A 14,560-nucleotide genomic window follows, 5' to 3' on the forward strand; every position below is an offset into this window, starting at 1 on the left:
TATACCAATAAAAACAAACAAGAAGTACTTGTATAGTTATCTTAGGATTATAAAAACAAGTGTACAGTTAAAAGTAGGATTATAAACAATAACTGTACAGCTATATTAGGACGAGACAAGTTTTTTTAGGGGTGGTCGGCTGGTGGTCGGCATGTGATAGGCATATGGTCGGCTAAAAAGTGCTATAAATCAGCCTATCACTAGCCTAACACATCAGGATCATTAGGGGAACAACTTGAATAAGGATTGGAATCAGGCATGTAATTATGTTTTATACTACTATAGTTATATAGTTAATATTTCTGATTCTGTGTTAAATAGTACGTTGTGTTTAAAAGTGAAATTATATGAGTAGATATTTTTAAAGGCTTGGGATATAGTTGGAGTAAGGTATTATTGTATATTTGAGTGAAGTAATAAATAGAAAGTAAGATGAGACTTTATATATCAGTGTTAGTAATGTTGTTTAGTTGTGTGACTTGGGCGATCGAGCCTATAAAGGAGTATGTAGACCATCCTGCTAATTCGACTATTAATTTTGAAGCAACAGAGATAGTTACGCCTGATAATTATAAACTCAAGTCTTGGATATGCTTTCCTCCTAAGGATAAAGATGTAAAGAAAGTGTTGGTATTAGCATATGGAGATGCTGGAAATATGTCCTATTATGTAAGACAAGTATTAGAAGTAGCAAAACGTGGATATACTGTTGTAATGTTTGATTATAGAGGTTTTGGCGAAAGTCAAGCTTTTGAGATGAAAGAGACACAACTTTATTATGATGAATTTGTTACAGATTTAAGAGCAGTAGTAGAGTATAGCCAGAAGAGGTTTACTCAGCCTGTCGGTGTATGGGCTTTATCTATGGGTACTATTGCTAGTACATTATTATATACAGATTATAAATACGATTTTTTGATAGCGGAAGGATTTGTTTATAGCCCACAAGATATCGTAGATAAGTTAAAACAACATTTAGAGAAAATATATACCTTACCTAGTAGTGCTTCTCACTATGAGTTAGCACTAAGTAAGTTAACTTTGCCTGTGTTATATTTCGCTGGAGATAGAGATGGATTAACCTCTCCGAATGATAGTTATAGAGCTAAATATCTTAACCCTAAGAGTGAAGTGGTCTTGTATAAAGGAGGGCATCTTCAGGGATTTCAAGCATTGTCAGATAAGACGCATGGCGAGCGATATATAAATGCTTTAGATAATTTCTTTGCAGAGAAGAAGAGTACAGACGCAGATAAATAACAGTAGAATAGGGGATTAATAATAAGTAGTTTAAATTATAATCAAATCCTAATAACCCAAGAGTATATAATAAGTAACTTTGCGCTCAGAAACAATCATTCTAGAGATACTAAAAGATGGAATCTACACATAGACATTTCTTATTATATAAGCCACACGGATACATTAGCCAATTCATTTACGAGAAGAAGAGAACCAAGCATAAACTAGGAGAGTTATTTGATTTTCCTGAGGGGACCATGGCTATCGGTCGATTAGATGAGAACTCAGAAGGACTGTTGTTTTTGACTACTGACGGAGTGATGAGTGAGCGTGTAAGAAGTGCTCATTATGAGAAAGAGTATTATGCTCAAGTTGATGGAGATATCACTGAAGAAGCAATTGAGCAGATGCGAAATGGAGTATTGATAGGAGTGAAAGGGGAGAAGTATATGACTAAACCTTGTGTAGCTGATAAACTTGATAAATTGCCAGATTGGATAGGTGAGGGTAGACGCATTAGAGATGAGAGACATGGACCGACTAGTTGGGTGCGTATCATTCTGACAGAAGGAAAGTTTAGACAAGTTAGAAAGATGACAGCCTATGTAGGTTATGCGACATTAAGATTAGTGCGTGTTCGTATAGGTGATGTATCATTAGAAGGACTGAAAGTAGGTGAAGTAAAAGAAGTAGATCAATTTTAATCTAAGCAGGTATGAATACTAAAGCAAAAGAAAATTATCAATTTCAGAAGATAGTAGCCGTAGTAGGTGTATTGTTATTTGTTATTAAAATAGTTGCTTGGTCATTAACTCATTCTGTGGCTATCTTGACAGATGCTCTAGAGAGTGTGATTAATGTCATCAGTGGTTTCGTAGGGCTATATAGTTTATATCTATCTGCTTTACCACGAGATCGAAATCACCCTTATGGACATGGTAAAGTAGAGTTTATCTCTGCTACTGTAGAAGGAGGGATGATCATACTAGCAGGGGTAGTTATTATCTTTGAAGCAATTAGAAATCTACTCAATCCTCAACCTGTAGGTAAGCTAGATTATGGTATTATCCTAGTTGCTATCACAGCTATAGTTAATTATGTACTAGGATGGTATGCTATCAAGAAAGGGAAAACAAACAAATCACTTGCCTTAGTAGCTAGTGGTAGACACTTACAGTCAGATACCTATTCTACTATTGGTATTATTATAGGGCTTATATTACTATATTTTACAGGATACGGATGGTTAGATAGTGGAGTAGCTTTGCTCTTCGCTGGGATCATTATCGTGACAGGGTATCGCATCGTTAGAGGTGCTATATCAGGTATTATGGATGAGACTGACGAAATGTTACTTCAGGAAGTAGTAGACTATCTTCAGGAGCATAGACGTGCTAACTGGATAGACTTGCACAACCTGCGTATTATTAAGTATGGTGCAGTACTTCATTTTGATTGTCACATGACTATTCCATGGTATTTTAATATCGTAGAAGGGCATAAAGAAGTTGAGATACTTGAGAAAGAGATTATAGAAAAGTTCGGTACCGAGTTAGAGTTATTTGTACACATGGATGACTGTAAGCCATTCTCTTGTAAGATATGTACTATAGAGAACTGTGCGTATCGTCAAGATCAATTTGAAGAACAAGTACAGTGGACGATAGAGAATGTTTTAAAAAATAAGAGACATACCTGTACTACTCAGCCGAAAGAATAAAGCGCTTTTGTTCCCTATTAAATACTAAATTATCATCTTCGAAGAAGTTGTCAAATACTCCTTGGTTTATTAGTGTATCTGTACAGTCCTGTATATTATAATCTTTTTTTAGGACGATGATATCATCACTAAACGCTATGGCTAAGTCCATATCATGACAAGAGAATAGGATAGCTTTGTTCTCTTGATGAGCTAATCTATGCAGTAGTTTGAACAAGGCTACTTTATGATGTAAATCTAAGTGATTAGAAGGTTCGTCTAGTATGATGATCGGTGTGTCCTGAGCTATGGCTCTTGCTATAAGTACTCGTTGAAGTTGACCATCACTAAGTTGACTAATCTGTCTATCAGCCAGATCTTCTATTTCTGTTAGTGAGATTGCTTTATTAACTAACATATTATCTTGCTCACTTAACGCACTATAATAGTTTAGATAAGGAGTTCTTCCTATCTGTATAAGTTCGCGTACTGTTAACTCTGATAATGGTATTTTCTCTGTAAGTACGATACTTATTAGCGTTGCTAGTTTAGCTTTAGAGTACTCCTTTATCTCTTGATTATCCACATGTACTTTACCCTCTATTACTTCTTGATTAGAGGAGATACTTCGCAATAAAGTAGACTTACCTATTCCATTTATTCCTAATAGCGAAGTCAGCATACCTTGTCTTAAATTGATATTCAGCTGTTGTTGTACTATTTTATTAGCTCCCTTTTTTATAGGATAACCTATTGTTAAGTTCTCTGTTTTTAGAATTGGTGTAGACATAGTCATTGTAATATAATCATAATGGGTTAAATCTAGAATTAGTGTTAGTCAAATACTGCAAGATAATTCTACTTCATAGTTCTATCTTATATAATTTCTTTTCGTTTACCTGTCTATTGTTAATTCTGGATTAAAAGTAGTCAAATAGGATGAAATGTGAAAGAGGGGGAGTTAATGTACTGCTAATTATTAAAGTTTATTTATTTTGTTTTTGACTTTTGTTTCCTGTCTAAGTGTTGAGAAATAATAATCTATAGTTAAGATCACTTTAGTAGCACACCTTATATATGTAGTTATATCACTTATTCGTGTCGCAAAAAGGCATTGAATACGGTAAAATAATCTTATATTTGTGTGTAAATTTTTTATTGAAAAAATAATGAAACCAAACACACAACAATTAACAGAGTTAACTACACAAGTAAGAAGAGATATTCTTAGAATGGTACATGCTGTAAGTTCTGGGCACCCAGGAGGTTCTTTAGGATGTGCAGAGTTCTTAGTGACTTTGTATCAAAAGTTAATGGATAGAAAAGAAGGATTTAATATGGACGGTACAGATGAAGATATTTTCTTCTTATCGAATGGACATATTTCACCAGTATTTTATAGCGTATTAGCACGTAGTGGATACTTTCCAGTAAGTGAGCTAGCTACTTTCAGAAAAATCAATACACGTTTACAAGGACACCCATGTACGCATGATCATTTACCAGGAGTACGTATGGCATCTGGTTCATTAGGACAAGGGTTATCTGTAGCATTAGGAGCTGCTCAAGCTAAGAAATTAAATAAAGATAACCATCTTGTTTATGTTCTGATGGGAGACGGTGAGCTACAGGAAGGACAAAACTGGGAAGCTATTATGTATGCATCTGCTAAGAAAGTGGATAACGTAATCGCTACTGTAGATTTAAACGGTAAACAAATCGATGGTCCTACTGATGATGTATTAAACTTAGGTTCTGTAAAGGCTAAGTTCGAAGCATTTGATTGGGAAGTAATCGAAATAGCAAAAGGTAATGATATTGATTCAATCGTTGCTGGATATGAAGAAGCGAAAGCTAAATCAGGAAAAGGAAAACCTGTATGTGTGTTACTACACACTGAGATGGGGAATGGAGTAGACTTCATGATGAATACACATGCTTGGCATGGTAAGGCTCCTAGTGATGCACAATTAGAAGAAGCTTTCAAACAAAATCCAGAATCTTCTTTCGGAGATTATTAATCGACTAAACTTGAATCAAATGAAAAAATATACAAATACAGGAAGTAAAGATACACGTTCAGGATTCGGTGCTGGACTTACTGAATTAGGACAAAAGAATGAGAACGTAGTAGCCTTATGTGCTGACTTGATCGGTTCATTAAAGATGGATGATTTTAAAAAGAATCACCCAGAGCGTTTCTTCCAAATCGGTATTGCTGAAGCAAATATGATTGGTATTGCAGCCGGTATGACTATCGGAGGTAAAATACCTTTTACAGGTACATTCGCTAACTTCTCTACAGGACGTGTTTATGATCAAATCCGTCAGTCAGTAGCTTACTCTGAGAAGAATGTTAAGATATGTGCTTCTCACGCAGGATTGACTTTAGGAGAAGATGGTGCTACTCACCAGATCTTAGAAGATATCGGATTAATGAAGATGCTTCCTAATATGACTGTAATCAATACTTGTGATTATAACCAAACGAAAGCGGCTACATTAGCTATCGCTGAGTACGAAGGGCCAGTTTATTTAAGATTCGGTCGTCCAGTAGTGCCTAATTTTATGCCTGCTGATGAGAAGTTCGTTATCGGTAAAGCAATTATGTTAAACGAAGGAACTGATGTTACTATTGTTGCAACAGGGCATTTAGTATGGGAAGCTTTAATCGCTGCTGAAGAATTAGAAGCGAAAGGAATCTCTGCAGAGGTAATTAATATCCATACTATCAAACCTCTTGATGAGGAAGCTATCTTAAAATCAGTAGCTAAAACAGGATGTATCGTTACAGCTGAAGAGCATAACTTCTTAGGGGGACTTGGAGAAAGCGTATCTAGAGTATTAGCTTTAAACAATCCATTACCACAAGAATATGTAGCTGTACAAGATACTTTCGGTGAATCAGGTACTCCAGAAGAATTAATGGAAAAGTACGGTTTAAATGCTGCTGCTATCATTGAGAAAGCACAAGCAGTTATCAAACGTAAAAAATAAGAAGTAAGGTTACTTACTTTATAAATATAAAGCAGGCTATTCAAGAGATTGAATAGCCTGCTTTTTTTAGTATTGATTTTGACTGTATATTGTTTGTAGTTCTTTAAATAGTTTATGATCTTTAAACTCATCCACTGTTTTGTATGTGGCAGTTTTTTTTAGTCTTCCCTCTACGTAGAACTTGACTTGATATCCAGCAAGTGTTTTGGTTATTAATGCTCCTTCAATTGGTTTATCTTGTTCGTCGTATAGTACATAACTAATAGCATTTAATTCATTAGTATTTGTGTTGAATATAGAATACATCTTAGTTGTTTTTTCTATGATTTCTTCTTCTTCTGAACCTTCTTTTGGGTTGATTAGGTAGTTAAAAATAGCTATTACTGAGTCAAAGTATTCTTCAGTAGACATTTTTGAAGTTCTTGGAAATTTATAAAACATATCTGTCATAGTAGAAGAGATAGGTTCTGTTTCTTCTCCCTGGTCATCAGTGGTATAATATGTTTTATTAGTGAACTTGATCATGTTGCTTTTGACAATATCGTCTTCTATATAGTATGTTGATCTTGATTTAGCTGTTGGGTCATTAGTAATAAGGTTGTCGTTTAAAACAAGATTGTTGTTATTATCATATATTTCAGGAACTAAGTATTCTCCATTACTCATTATTTTAATGTAAGATGGAGATTCAAAGTCTTGAATTATAACTTCATTATCTTTTAATTGATAGATAATCTTTTTAAAGAAATGCATAGCAAATAGATTGATGTCAATACTGATAATTTTACTATTTACATAATGTGGAACAAGAAGTATTCCGACAAGGTCTTGATTGTTTATATAACGATAACCATCAGTTATTTTTCCGTTTTTAAAAGTTGACTTTCGGTTGTATTCAATGTAATGACTTAAATCACTTTGTTCTACTAAATCAAAACTATATTGATATAGAAGTACACCATCGACGTAGTAATCTATTAAATGTATTTTATCAATGATAATATCTTCACTAATAAAGTAGCCATTATAAGGCTTATTATCCTTATAAATACCTGTGTACCTTTGTTGTGGGTCAGATGTTATGTGAAATGCGTTATAGATCACTTTATCTAATTGATTGTTTACAAAGTATGCGATATACAGAGGTTTATCTAAGTTGTTTATATAAACAGTATCATAATACTCAATAGATTGTAATTCTGCGTTCTTATAAATCCTTTTAGTAGAATCGTCTATCAAAGTGCCATTTATAGGTACACCATTTTTGTATATCTCGTCAGTCAATAGCACTCCCTCTTTATATGTTTTTTTATAACCATCTCTTGTCCCTTGTTTCATCTCATACACTTCTTCAGGAATATCAGCATAGTAGTTTGTGAAAATACTCTGCTTACCATCTAGTAAAAAGTCTTTGTAAGAAGATAGCATTCGTTTATTATCTAGGTTATAAAAGGTACCTTCATAAGCTTTATTGTCTTTAAAGACTCCTTTAGCTATGATAGTGTCACTTTCAACGTTTTTAGTGATTATTGTACCTGTTTTCTGACCTTTTACCATTTGGAAGTAAGTGACTTTATTGCTTATTGTATCTGTGAAGAAGCCATCATAAGGTTTTCTGTCTTTGTCTAGTAATTGAATATTCTCTTTACCTAGTTTATCATAAGTATATATCTCTGTATTCTCCCTATTACTTCTGTTTATTTCCTTTGCCTTACCATTAGGGTAGTAAGTCGTTTTTTGACTTCTCCATTTGTTGTCTTGAGAGAAGTTTTCGTCCTTTACTTTAACAGATTGAGCAATACCAAATTTGGTGTAGTACTCATAAGTGGCAGCACCCTTAGGGTTGTTATAGTTCTTTTCCACTTGACTTAATACATTACCTTTCTCATCCCAGAAAGAAGTGCTGATCTGTGGGTTATTTTGTGTCTTTATATAAGTTACTTCTTTTGCTTTATTGCCATTTGACCAATAGATTACCTCGTTGTAGTTCTGTATGTCATTTGGCAGGTATTTCTTCTGATTGTTTAGCTTAATACTGTCTTTCTCTACATGTCTATTTCTTTTTGTAGAATAGTAATCATCTCTGAATTTGCGATAGATAAAAGTACCATAATAGTCTTCGTTATAGTATTCACCTATTATAGGTTTCTTTCCATCGATAAAGATAGTTTCTAATTGTTTCTCTCCTTTTTTATTATAAAGTATCTTTTTCCATTCTTTTCCATCAAGATAGTAATATGTCAGTTCTTTAGTGTCAGTAATGTTTTCATAGTTAGTAGTAGAAGAGTCATATCCTTCTTCTGTATACCAATAAGCATCACCTACACGTGCATTCTCATCATCAGAATATGAATATCCTTGATACTGTAGTTGCCCGTCTCTGAAGTAATCTTGGATATATAGAAGATCGCCAACTTTCTTTAAAGGCAATGGTCTATAATAGACGTAGTCTTTACCAGTCGTCTCGTTCCAGTTGGCATCATAGTAGATCTTATCTTGTCCTAAAGCAGTAAGACTGATAATAAGGAGAAGTAATGTAATTATCTTTTTCATAAGTAATTAAGGATTTATCCTAATATAAAAATACAGAATTATTCTGTAACTGAAATGATGGCAAAAAAAAACGAGAGAGTAAAAGCTACTCTCTCGTTTTATATATCAAAATAGAATTATTTATTTCTTTTGTTCAGGCCAAATAATTTCTCCATTCTTTTGGTCAGGGAAACAAGCTCTGTCTAAATATCTGTATACATCAGAACAAGTTTTTAATCTTGCATCATAGTATGGCAGAGTAGTGTATTTAGTAGCGTCTTTTTCTTTGTGTTGTAATTCTGTTCTAGTAAGAACACCATCACCGTCATCGTCATCGTCTAGGAAGTTAGGGATACCATCACCATCTAGATCATATCCGAAGTAGTCGTGAATAGTTAATCCTGCAAAATCAGCTGCTGTAGCTTCTCTACCTAATTTCATTATCTTTTCTACTTCATATTTAGATAAGATACCATCACCATCGTGATCGCGTTCTTTCTTAGCTATAAGTGTCATATCGATAATATGAGGTTGGTATGCTTTTACTTTTCCTCCCGTACCAGCGTTAAAGTATCCAACACCTGATGGAATGATAGCAATGATTCTACCAGCAGACCCTTTATCATAAGTAGGAGTTCCGTCAGTATGTAACTTAATACCAGTAGCTGTTTTTAGTTTTGTTAAGATTTGTCTTTCTGCAGTTTTTAATTGAGCAGGTATCAACGAATAAATTCCTTGAGACATATATCCAAACTCTTTTAGTGTAATAGGAAATGAGAAATAACCTCCCATACCATCAGTCTGAGCTAACTCATTTTTTAAAGAATATGTATTAGTTTTTACGAATACTGAGTCAATAGTAGAGATAGATTCTCCATTACCTACTTGTTTGTATCCGGCTTTATCTGGTACAATGAAATAAGCTATCTGATAAGATAATGTATCTTTAGGTTTAGTAAATTTTAATGATGTATTACCATTAGATAATCTAACTGTTTCGTATTCGTAGTTATCAGATGTTATTTTTTGATATTTAATTTCTATAGAAGAATCTGTTCTTAAAGATTTAGCATCTTTTGGAGCATTTGGATTAGAAAGACTGTCAAAACGAATATTATCGCCATCAACTATCATATAGTTCTTGTCTAGATATTCTTCAATCTGCTTTGCATTTTCTTCACGAACTTCTTTGCGGTCTCTAAGAGGAACTACTGTACCCTCACCATTACCATCATCTTTATTACAATTGGCAGCTATTAGACCTAGGAATGCTAGACTCAAAACTGTAAATAATCTATTCATTTTTTGACTTATTTTAGTAGTGCAAGATACAATTTTACTTTATTTTTGTATACTTTGTTAGAGAAATTTAATACTAAAATATGCGAATCGATAAATACTTATGGTGTATTAGATACTATAAAACCAGAAATATAGCAACAGAAGCTTGTAAAAAGGGACATGTAACGGTGAATGGACAAGCGGCAAAAGCTTCTCGCGAAGTCTATGCTACGGATAAAATAACAGTTCGTAGAGACCAAATAGTTTATAAACTAACGGTATTAGATGTACCACCGAATAGAGTAGGAGCTAAGTTAGTGGATATGTATCGCAAGGATGAGACTCCTGCAGAAGCATTTGAGCACTTAGAATTACTTAAATTATCTAAAGATTATTATCGCGCTAAGGGGGTCGGTAGACCTACTAAAAAGGATAGACGTGATATAGATGATTTTCACGATTATGAAGATGAAGATGTTATCGAAGGAGAAGAGAATACGGATGTAGATAACTCTACTAAAGAAAATGAATCAGATGTTTGATAAAGAATTTTGGGAAGGGAAGTATACGAATGATGACGCTCAATGGAATGCTAAGACCATTACTACACCTATTAAGGAGTATATAGATCAATTAACAGATAAGAAAATTGATATATTAGTACCTGGTATAGGGCATGGACATGAGTTGATGTATTTATATAAAAGCGGATTTACTAATATTTCGGGATTAGATTTTACTATTGTAGCAGCATTAGAAGCTTATGGCTTAATGAATGATTTTCCTTATGGTGATGTTATCTTAGGAGATTTCTTTGAACATGAAGAACAGTATGATCTTATTATAGAACAAACATTTTTTTGCTCCTTACCTATAAGTAATAGAGTTGACTATGTCAATAAGATGTATGATTTATTAAAACCAGGTGGTAAACTAGTAGGAGTCCTATTTGATTGTCAGTTTAATCAAGATACACCTCCTTTCGGTGGTAGTAAAGAAGAGTACTTAGACCTGTTTAAAGACAAGTTTGAAATCAAGATATTAGAAACAGCACATAACTCAATCAAGCCTCGTGCTGGGAGAGAGTTATTTTTTATAATCAATAAACAACATGACTAAAAAAATTATTTTAACCAAAGAACAAATCAAGTTCACGACTAAGCGTATCGCCTACCAGATCTATGAGACTTATATTAATGAAGAGGAGATAGTGATAGCAGGTGTAGCTAATAGTGGATATACATTCGCTCAAAAGATTAGTGAGGCACTACAAGAGATATCTCCTATAAAAGTTATCTTATGTGAAGTGCGTATAGATAAGCAGAATCCTATTAATCCAATAGAGACTTCATTAGATAGCTCAGCTTATGCTAATAAGTCTGTAGTATTAGTAGATGATGTATTAAACTCTGGAGCTACTCTTATATATGGAGTGAAGCATTTCTTAGATGTACCCTTAAAGAAATTAAAGACTGCTGTCTTAGTAGACCGTAATCATAAAAACTATCCCGTTAAAGCGGACTTTAAAGGGATATCATTATCTACATCTTTATTAGAGCATATCCAAGTCGTTTTTGATGGTGAAGAAGAGTATGCATATTTAAGCTAGTTTAATAGCTGTATAATGCCTTGAGTGATTTGCTCAGGTGTTTTATTATCTATTGTAACAATGTTTTTGGCTTGGTGGTAGAAATAGCTACGGTCAAACAAATGCTTCGCAATAAAAATCTCAAGAGTATCGTCTGAATTCTGATTAAGAAGAGGACGGTGCTCTTTTTCTTTTTCTAAGCGATCTGCTAATGTTTTTATTGATCCTCTTAGATAGAATGAGTGCACATCATCTCGCTGTAGCGCTAAGTGATTATTCGCATAGCAGGGAGTTCCTCCTCCTAAACTTAAGATGAAGTTGTCTTTTGTCTCTATTATTTCGTGTAGTAAAAGGTGTTCTTGCTTCCTAAAGTAGATTTCACCTTTCGTTTTAAACATTGTTGAAACTGACATCTGGTGTTTTTTCTCTATTTCTGTATCAAGATCTATAAATTCTAGGTCTAATTGTTCTGCTAGTATTTTACCTATTGTCGACTTGCCAGAGCCCATATAACCTAAAAGTATTATTTTTTTCATAAAACAAGGGGTTGTTTATTAGTGTGTTAGAAGTTGTTCGGAAAACAATGGCAAAAATAAAACAATTTTGTGTCGGATTTTTAAAAAAAGCTCCTATATTTGCACCCGCAATAAGGAATTGAAATAATGACTCGATAGCTCAGTTGGTAGAGCACAACACTTTTAATGTTGGGGTCCTGGGTTCGAGCCCCAGTCGGGTCACAAAGAAAATACATACAAGATTAAGTTTAGAAATAAACTGACTCGATAGCTCAGTTGGTAGAGCACAACACTTTTAATGTTGGGGTCCTGGGTTCGAGCCCCAGTCGGGTCACAAGAATAAGACATACAAGATATCATTTAGAAATAAATTGACTCGATAGCTCAGTTGGTAGAGCACAACACTTTTAATGTTGGGGTCCTGGGTTCGAGCCCCAGTCGGGTCACAAGAATAAAAGACCTATTTCGAATAATGATATCTGACTCGATAGCTCAGTTGGTAGAGCACAACACTTTTAATGTTGGGGTCCTGGGTTCGAGCCCCAGTCGGGTCACAAGAATAATACATACAATACTAAGTTTAGAAATAAACTGACTCGATAGCTCAGTTGGTAGAGCACAACACTTTTAATGTTGGGGTCCTGGGTTCGAGCCCCAGTCGGGTCACAAAGAAAATACATACAAGATTAAGTTTAGAAATAAACTGACTCGATAGCTCAGTTGGTAGAGCACAACACTTTTAATGTTGGGGTCCTGGGTTCGAGCCCCAGTCGGGTCACAAAGCTATCCTTTTAGGGTAGCTTTTTTTTTGCTCTTTAATGTGATATTAGTTTAAAAATATTACTTTTATAGAGAGTACTAGTATTTAGTAATACTACATTAGGCCATGTGGAGGAATTGGTAGACTCGCCATCTTGAGGGGGTGGTGTCGCAAGACGTATGGGTTCGAATCCCATTTTGGTCACTTTTTAATAGTATAATCGTTTTATAACGAATGTATTATGGGTTTGTTTTAAGCAATCTGTCCGACGTTTGTCCGATTTGTTGTATGAATTATATAGATGATCACTTGATAGCGGTCATTTTTTGTTTAGTACTGTTTGAGGTAAGCGAGTTATAAAAAAGAAGAGCTGTCATCTACTATTAGTGACAGCTCTTTTTTTTTACTCTTGAGTTGTTTCATCGCTATTCTCGTCTTTTTTCTTAGATGGTCCCATCATTAAGAATAGAGCAATAACTAATCCAACACAAACAAGTCCAAATATGATAATCATAAATGTACCATTGTTAAAATTGTAAAGAGGTAGATTTTGCAAAGTCATAATATGTTTATTTTTGTTATTTTAACACTAAAGTATAGAATATTTTTAACATTTAAAATGATAATTGTCATCTTCTTTATATGTTCAAATATGAGGTACAAGCTCAGTAGGCTATATTGCTCATTTTTATGGCATATAGCAAATGTTTAGAGGTTGAAATTCTTGTTTTTAATTTGATTATTTTCTTTATGAAATCTCATATTGCTATAACATTAAAAAATCATCAGATACTAAACAATTCAATTAACGATAGATAGGCTAATTGTGCCTCGCGAAGAAAGTTATAAGTTAAAATAAAATATAAGGGTGTAGTGAAAATTATTGTTTTATAATTCATATCTTCGCAAAGCGATGAATATCAGTATTTATCATATTCTTTAGACCAATCTTCTAGGTCATTTTTTAAAATAATCAGATCAATACCTCAGTAGGCTAATTTAGACAATTTTTATGCTGTTTTTTTCCGAGTGAGTCCATAATGAGTCCATAGTGACTCCATAGTGACTCCATTAAAACGAGCTTTTTAATAGAGTCACTATGGACACAGGATGCTGTCACTATACTATCATACAAAATGAGATAGAAACTTCGATAATAGGAATTGGAAAAAAAGTATTTTGTTTTGAGGGATGACTAAATAAACATAATCCTTGATTGAATTACTAGCTATGATTTCTAAAAAAACCAATAAATTTAGAATTCCAAAAATACGTAATTTTAGTATAATGTGTTTAAAATGAGGACTCATCGTTGTTTAATGTAATTGATTTTTGTTTGTCTGTTCATACATCTTTTGGGTTTAAAAGCTAATATAACCTGTTTTTTTAACTCCTAGGAAGTTTATAAAGAGGTAAGGGGAGAGTTGCTTATACTTGTTTTTTAGTGATGTTTTCTAGCTTTAACTTGAGACGCTATGTGAGATGAGGTCTTGCAATTGCTAGTAAAATGGGACTTATGAAAAAAACATGTAAATTTTTTATATTGCTATTTATTCATTTTGTGGATGTTAGGAAAGATGTTGTTTTTTATTGATGAAAAAGGATATTAGAAGTTTGTGAGAAATAAAAAATGGGTTACCTTTGCATAGCAATTGAGAAACGAATAGTTAATCAATGACTCGATAGCTCAGTTGGTAGAGCACAACACTTTTAATGTTGGGGTCCTGGGTTCGAGCCCCAGTCGGGTCACTTTTGAAAGCAGATTTTTTATAAAATCTGCTTTTTTTTTATGCCTAAATTTTACGAAAAACTCTCCCTTTACATTTCTTTATAGGATCAATCTCAAAAGTTGTGTTTATGCATAAAGTTTAGTCAATCTGTATAAGAAGAAGTCAATATCTCTTACTCCTCTAAATTGAGCCCTGAATGCTTTAATTTTGGCATTA

The 14,560-nt window shown here is 33.7% G+C and carries 13 protein-coding genes, 8 tRNA genes and 1 pseudogene; 16 read left to right on the top strand and 6 right to left on the bottom strand.

Annotation, left to right across the window (positions count from 1 at the left end; all coding sequences use genetic code 11):
• Positions 1–432 precede the first annotated feature (432 nt).
• The 3 genes from CF599_RS18385 to CF599_RS18395 all read left to right on the top strand — a co-directional run bounded on the left by CF599_RS18385 (position 433) and on the right by CF599_RS18395 (position 2,962).
• The gene (locus CF599_RS18385) at positions 433–1,260 is read left to right on the top strand and encodes an alpha/beta hydrolase (protein WP_121967396.1); all 828 of its coding nucleotides are present in this window, start codon (positions 433–435) and stop codon (positions 1,258–1,260) included.
• A 116-nt stretch (positions 1,261–1,376) separates the two neighbouring features.
• Positions 1,377–1,946: a pseudouridine synthase gene (locus CF599_RS18390; protein WP_121967397.1), complete on the top strand. Its 570-nt coding sequence runs from the start codon at positions 1,377–1,379 to the stop codon at positions 1,944–1,946.
• Positions 1,947–1,957: 11 nt separating this feature from the next.
• The gene (locus CF599_RS18395; protein WP_121967398.1) at positions 1,958–2,962 is read left to right on the top strand and encodes a cation diffusion facilitator family transporter; all 1,005 of its coding nucleotides are present in this window, start codon (positions 1,958–1,960) and stop codon (positions 2,960–2,962) included.
• Here CF599_RS18395 and CF599_RS18400 read toward each other — a convergent pair.
• Positions 2,943–3,731: an ABC transporter ATP-binding protein gene (locus tag CF599_RS18400; protein WP_121967407.1), complete on the bottom strand. Its 789-nt coding sequence runs from the start codon at positions 3,729–3,731 to the stop codon at positions 2,943–2,945. The two genes, CF599_RS18395 and CF599_RS18400, sit on opposite strands and share 20 nt — an antisense overlap.
• A 379-nt stretch (positions 3,732–4,110) precedes the next feature.
• Between CF599_RS18400 and CF599_RS18405 the strand changes: the two genes are divergently transcribed.
• Both CF599_RS18405 and CF599_RS18410 read left to right on the top strand, forming a co-directional pair.
• Positions 4,111–4,962 (top strand): transketolase, encoded by an 852-nt coding sequence (locus tag CF599_RS18405; protein ID WP_121967399.1) that lies wholly within the window; start codon positions 4,111–4,113, stop codon positions 4,960–4,962.
• A gap of 19 nt (positions 4,963–4,981) precedes the next feature.
• Positions 4,982–5,938, top strand: a complete 957-nt coding sequence (locus tag CF599_RS18410; RefSeq protein WP_121967400.1) for a transketolase family protein — start codon at positions 4,982–4,984, stop codon at positions 5,936–5,938.
• Positions 5,939–6,004: 66 nt separating this feature from the next.
• Here CF599_RS18410 and CF599_RS18415 read toward each other — a convergent pair whose 3' ends face one another.
• The gene (locus tag CF599_RS18415) at positions 6,005–8,491 is read right to left on the bottom strand and encodes a hypothetical protein (RefSeq protein WP_121967401.1); all 2,487 of its coding nucleotides are present in this window, start codon (positions 8,489–8,491) and stop codon (positions 6,005–6,007) included.
• Between the two features lie 120 nt (positions 8,492–8,611).
• Positions 8,612–9,772, bottom strand: a complete 1,161-nt coding sequence (locus CF599_RS18420) for an EF-hand domain-containing protein (protein ID WP_121967402.1) — start codon at positions 9,770–9,772, stop codon at positions 8,612–8,614.
• A gap of 80 nt (positions 9,773–9,852) precedes the next feature.
• On the opposite strand from CF599_RS18420, the gene CF599_RS18425 reads away from it, so the two are divergent.
• From CF599_RS18425 to CF599_RS18435, 3 genes are read left to right on the top strand one after another with little or no spacing between them, the layout of a single operon-like run.
• Positions 9,853–10,293 (top strand): RNA-binding S4 domain-containing protein, encoded by a 441-nt coding sequence (locus tag CF599_RS18425; protein WP_121967403.1) that lies wholly within the window; start codon positions 9,853–9,855, stop codon positions 10,291–10,293.
• Positions 10,286–10,870 carry a methyltransferase domain-containing protein gene (locus CF599_RS18430; RefSeq protein WP_121967404.1) on the top strand — a complete coding sequence of 195 codons (585 nt, stop codon included), beginning with the start codon at positions 10,286–10,288 and terminating at the stop codon, positions 10,868–10,870. Before CF599_RS18425 ends, CF599_RS18430 begins: the two co-directional genes overlap by 8 nt.
• A complete protein-coding gene (locus tag CF599_RS18435; protein ID WP_121967405.1) occupies positions 10,863–11,360 on the top strand; it encodes a phosphoribosyltransferase family protein in 498 nt (165 codons plus the stop codon). Before CF599_RS18430 ends, CF599_RS18435 begins: the two co-directional genes overlap by 8 nt.
• Here CF599_RS18435 and CF599_RS18440 read toward each other — a convergent pair.
• Positions 11,357–11,875, bottom strand: coding sequence for a shikimate kinase (locus CF599_RS18440; RefSeq protein ID WP_121967406.1), 519 nt, complete (start codon positions 11,873–11,875; stop codon positions 11,357–11,359). The two genes, CF599_RS18435 and CF599_RS18440, sit on opposite strands and share 4 nt — an antisense overlap.
• 128 nt (positions 11,876–12,003) lie before the next feature.
• Between CF599_RS18440 and CF599_RS18445 the strand changes: the two genes are divergently transcribed.
• From CF599_RS18445 to CF599_RS18475, 7 genes are all read left to right on the top strand, one after another.
• Positions 12,004–12,076 (top strand) — tRNA-Lys (locus CF599_RS18445).
• A gap of 39 nt (positions 12,077–12,115) precedes the next feature.
• A tRNA-Lys gene (locus tag CF599_RS18450) sits at positions 12,116–12,188 on the top strand.
• A gap of 39 nt (positions 12,189–12,227) precedes the next feature.
• A tRNA-Lys gene (locus CF599_RS18455) sits at positions 12,228–12,300 on the top strand.
• A gap of 35 nt (positions 12,301–12,335) precedes the next feature.
• Positions 12,336–12,408: transfer RNA gene (locus CF599_RS18460), tRNA-Lys, on the top strand.
• A gap of 39 nt (positions 12,409–12,447) precedes the next feature.
• Positions 12,448–12,520: transfer RNA gene (locus CF599_RS18465), tRNA-Lys, on the top strand.
• Positions 12,521–12,559: 39 nt separating this feature from the next.
• A tRNA-Lys gene (locus tag CF599_RS18470) sits at positions 12,560–12,632 on the top strand.
• Positions 12,633–12,736: 104 nt separating this feature from the next.
• Positions 12,737–12,818, top strand: a tRNA-Leu gene (locus CF599_RS18475).
• Between the two features lie 199 nt (positions 12,819–13,017).
• Here CF599_RS18475 and CF599_RS19700 read toward each other — a convergent pair.
• Positions 13,018–13,176 (bottom strand): hypothetical protein, encoded by a 159-nt coding sequence (locus CF599_RS19700; protein ID WP_173835577.1) that lies wholly within the window; start codon positions 13,174–13,176, stop codon positions 13,018–13,020.
• Positions 13,177–14,290: 1,114 nt separating this feature from the next.
• Between CF599_RS19700 and CF599_RS18480 the strand changes: the two genes are divergently transcribed.
• Positions 14,291–14,363, top strand: a tRNA-Lys gene (locus CF599_RS18480).
• 106 nt (positions 14,364–14,469) lie between these two features.
• On the opposite strand, the pseudogene CF599_RS20010 reads toward CF599_RS18480, so the two are convergent.
• Positions 14,470–14,560, bottom strand: a pseudogene (locus CF599_RS20010) (transposase); the annotation flags it as partial.

The sequence above is a fragment of the Myroides sp. N17-2 genome, from assembly GCF_002286775.1.
In the GTDB taxonomy this organism is placed as follows: Bacteria; Bacteroidota; Bacteroidia; order Flavobacteriales; family Flavobacteriaceae; genus Flavobacterium.

Excerpts from the sequence above, each read along its gene's own strand:
- CF599_RS18410 (WP_121967400.1), top strand. The coding sequence starts at position 4,982 with ATGAAAAAATATACAAATACAGGAAGTAAAGATACACGTTCAGGATTC.
- CF599_RS18395 (WP_121967398.1), top strand. The coding sequence starts at position 1,958 with ATGAATACTAAAGCAAAAGAAAATTATCAATTTCAGAAGATAGTAGCC.
- CF599_RS18390 (WP_121967397.1), top strand. The coding sequence starts at position 1,377 with ATGGAATCTACACATAGACATTTCTTATTATATAAGCCACACGGATAC.
- CF599_RS18400 (WP_121967407.1), bottom strand. The coding sequence starts at position 3,731 with ATGTCTACACCAATTCTAAAAACAGAGAACTTAACAATAGGTTATCCT.
- CF599_RS18405 (WP_121967399.1), top strand. The coding sequence starts at position 4,111 with ATGAAACCAAACACACAACAATTAACAGAGTTAACTACACAAGTAAGA.
- CF599_RS18425 (WP_121967403.1), top strand. The coding sequence starts at position 9,853 with ATGCGAATCGATAAATACTTATGGTGTATTAGATACTATAAAACCAGA.
- CF599_RS18420 (WP_121967402.1), bottom strand. The coding sequence starts at position 9,772 with ATGAATAGATTATTTACAGTTTTGAGTCTAGCATTCCTAGGTCTAATA.
- CF599_RS18435 (WP_121967405.1), top strand. The coding sequence starts at position 10,863 with ATGACTAAAAAAATTATTTTAACCAAAGAACAAATCAAGTTCACGACT.
- CF599_RS18440 (WP_121967406.1), bottom strand. The coding sequence starts at position 11,875 with ATGAAAAAAATAATACTTTTAGGTTATATGGGCTCTGGCAAGTCGACA.
- CF599_RS19700 (WP_173835577.1), bottom strand. The coding sequence starts at position 13,176 with ATGACTTTGCAAAATCTACCTCTTTACAATTTTAACAATGGTACATTT.
- CF599_RS18430 (WP_121967404.1), top strand. The coding sequence starts at position 10,286 with ATGTTTGATAAAGAATTTTGGGAAGGGAAGTATACGAATGATGACGCT.
- CF599_RS18385 (WP_121967396.1), top strand. The coding sequence starts at position 433 with ATGAGACTTTATATATCAGTGTTAGTAATGTTGTTTAGTTGTGTGACT.
- CF599_RS18415 (WP_121967401.1), bottom strand. The coding sequence starts at position 8,491 with ATGAAAAAGATAATTACATTACTTCTCCTTATTATCAGTCTTACTGCT.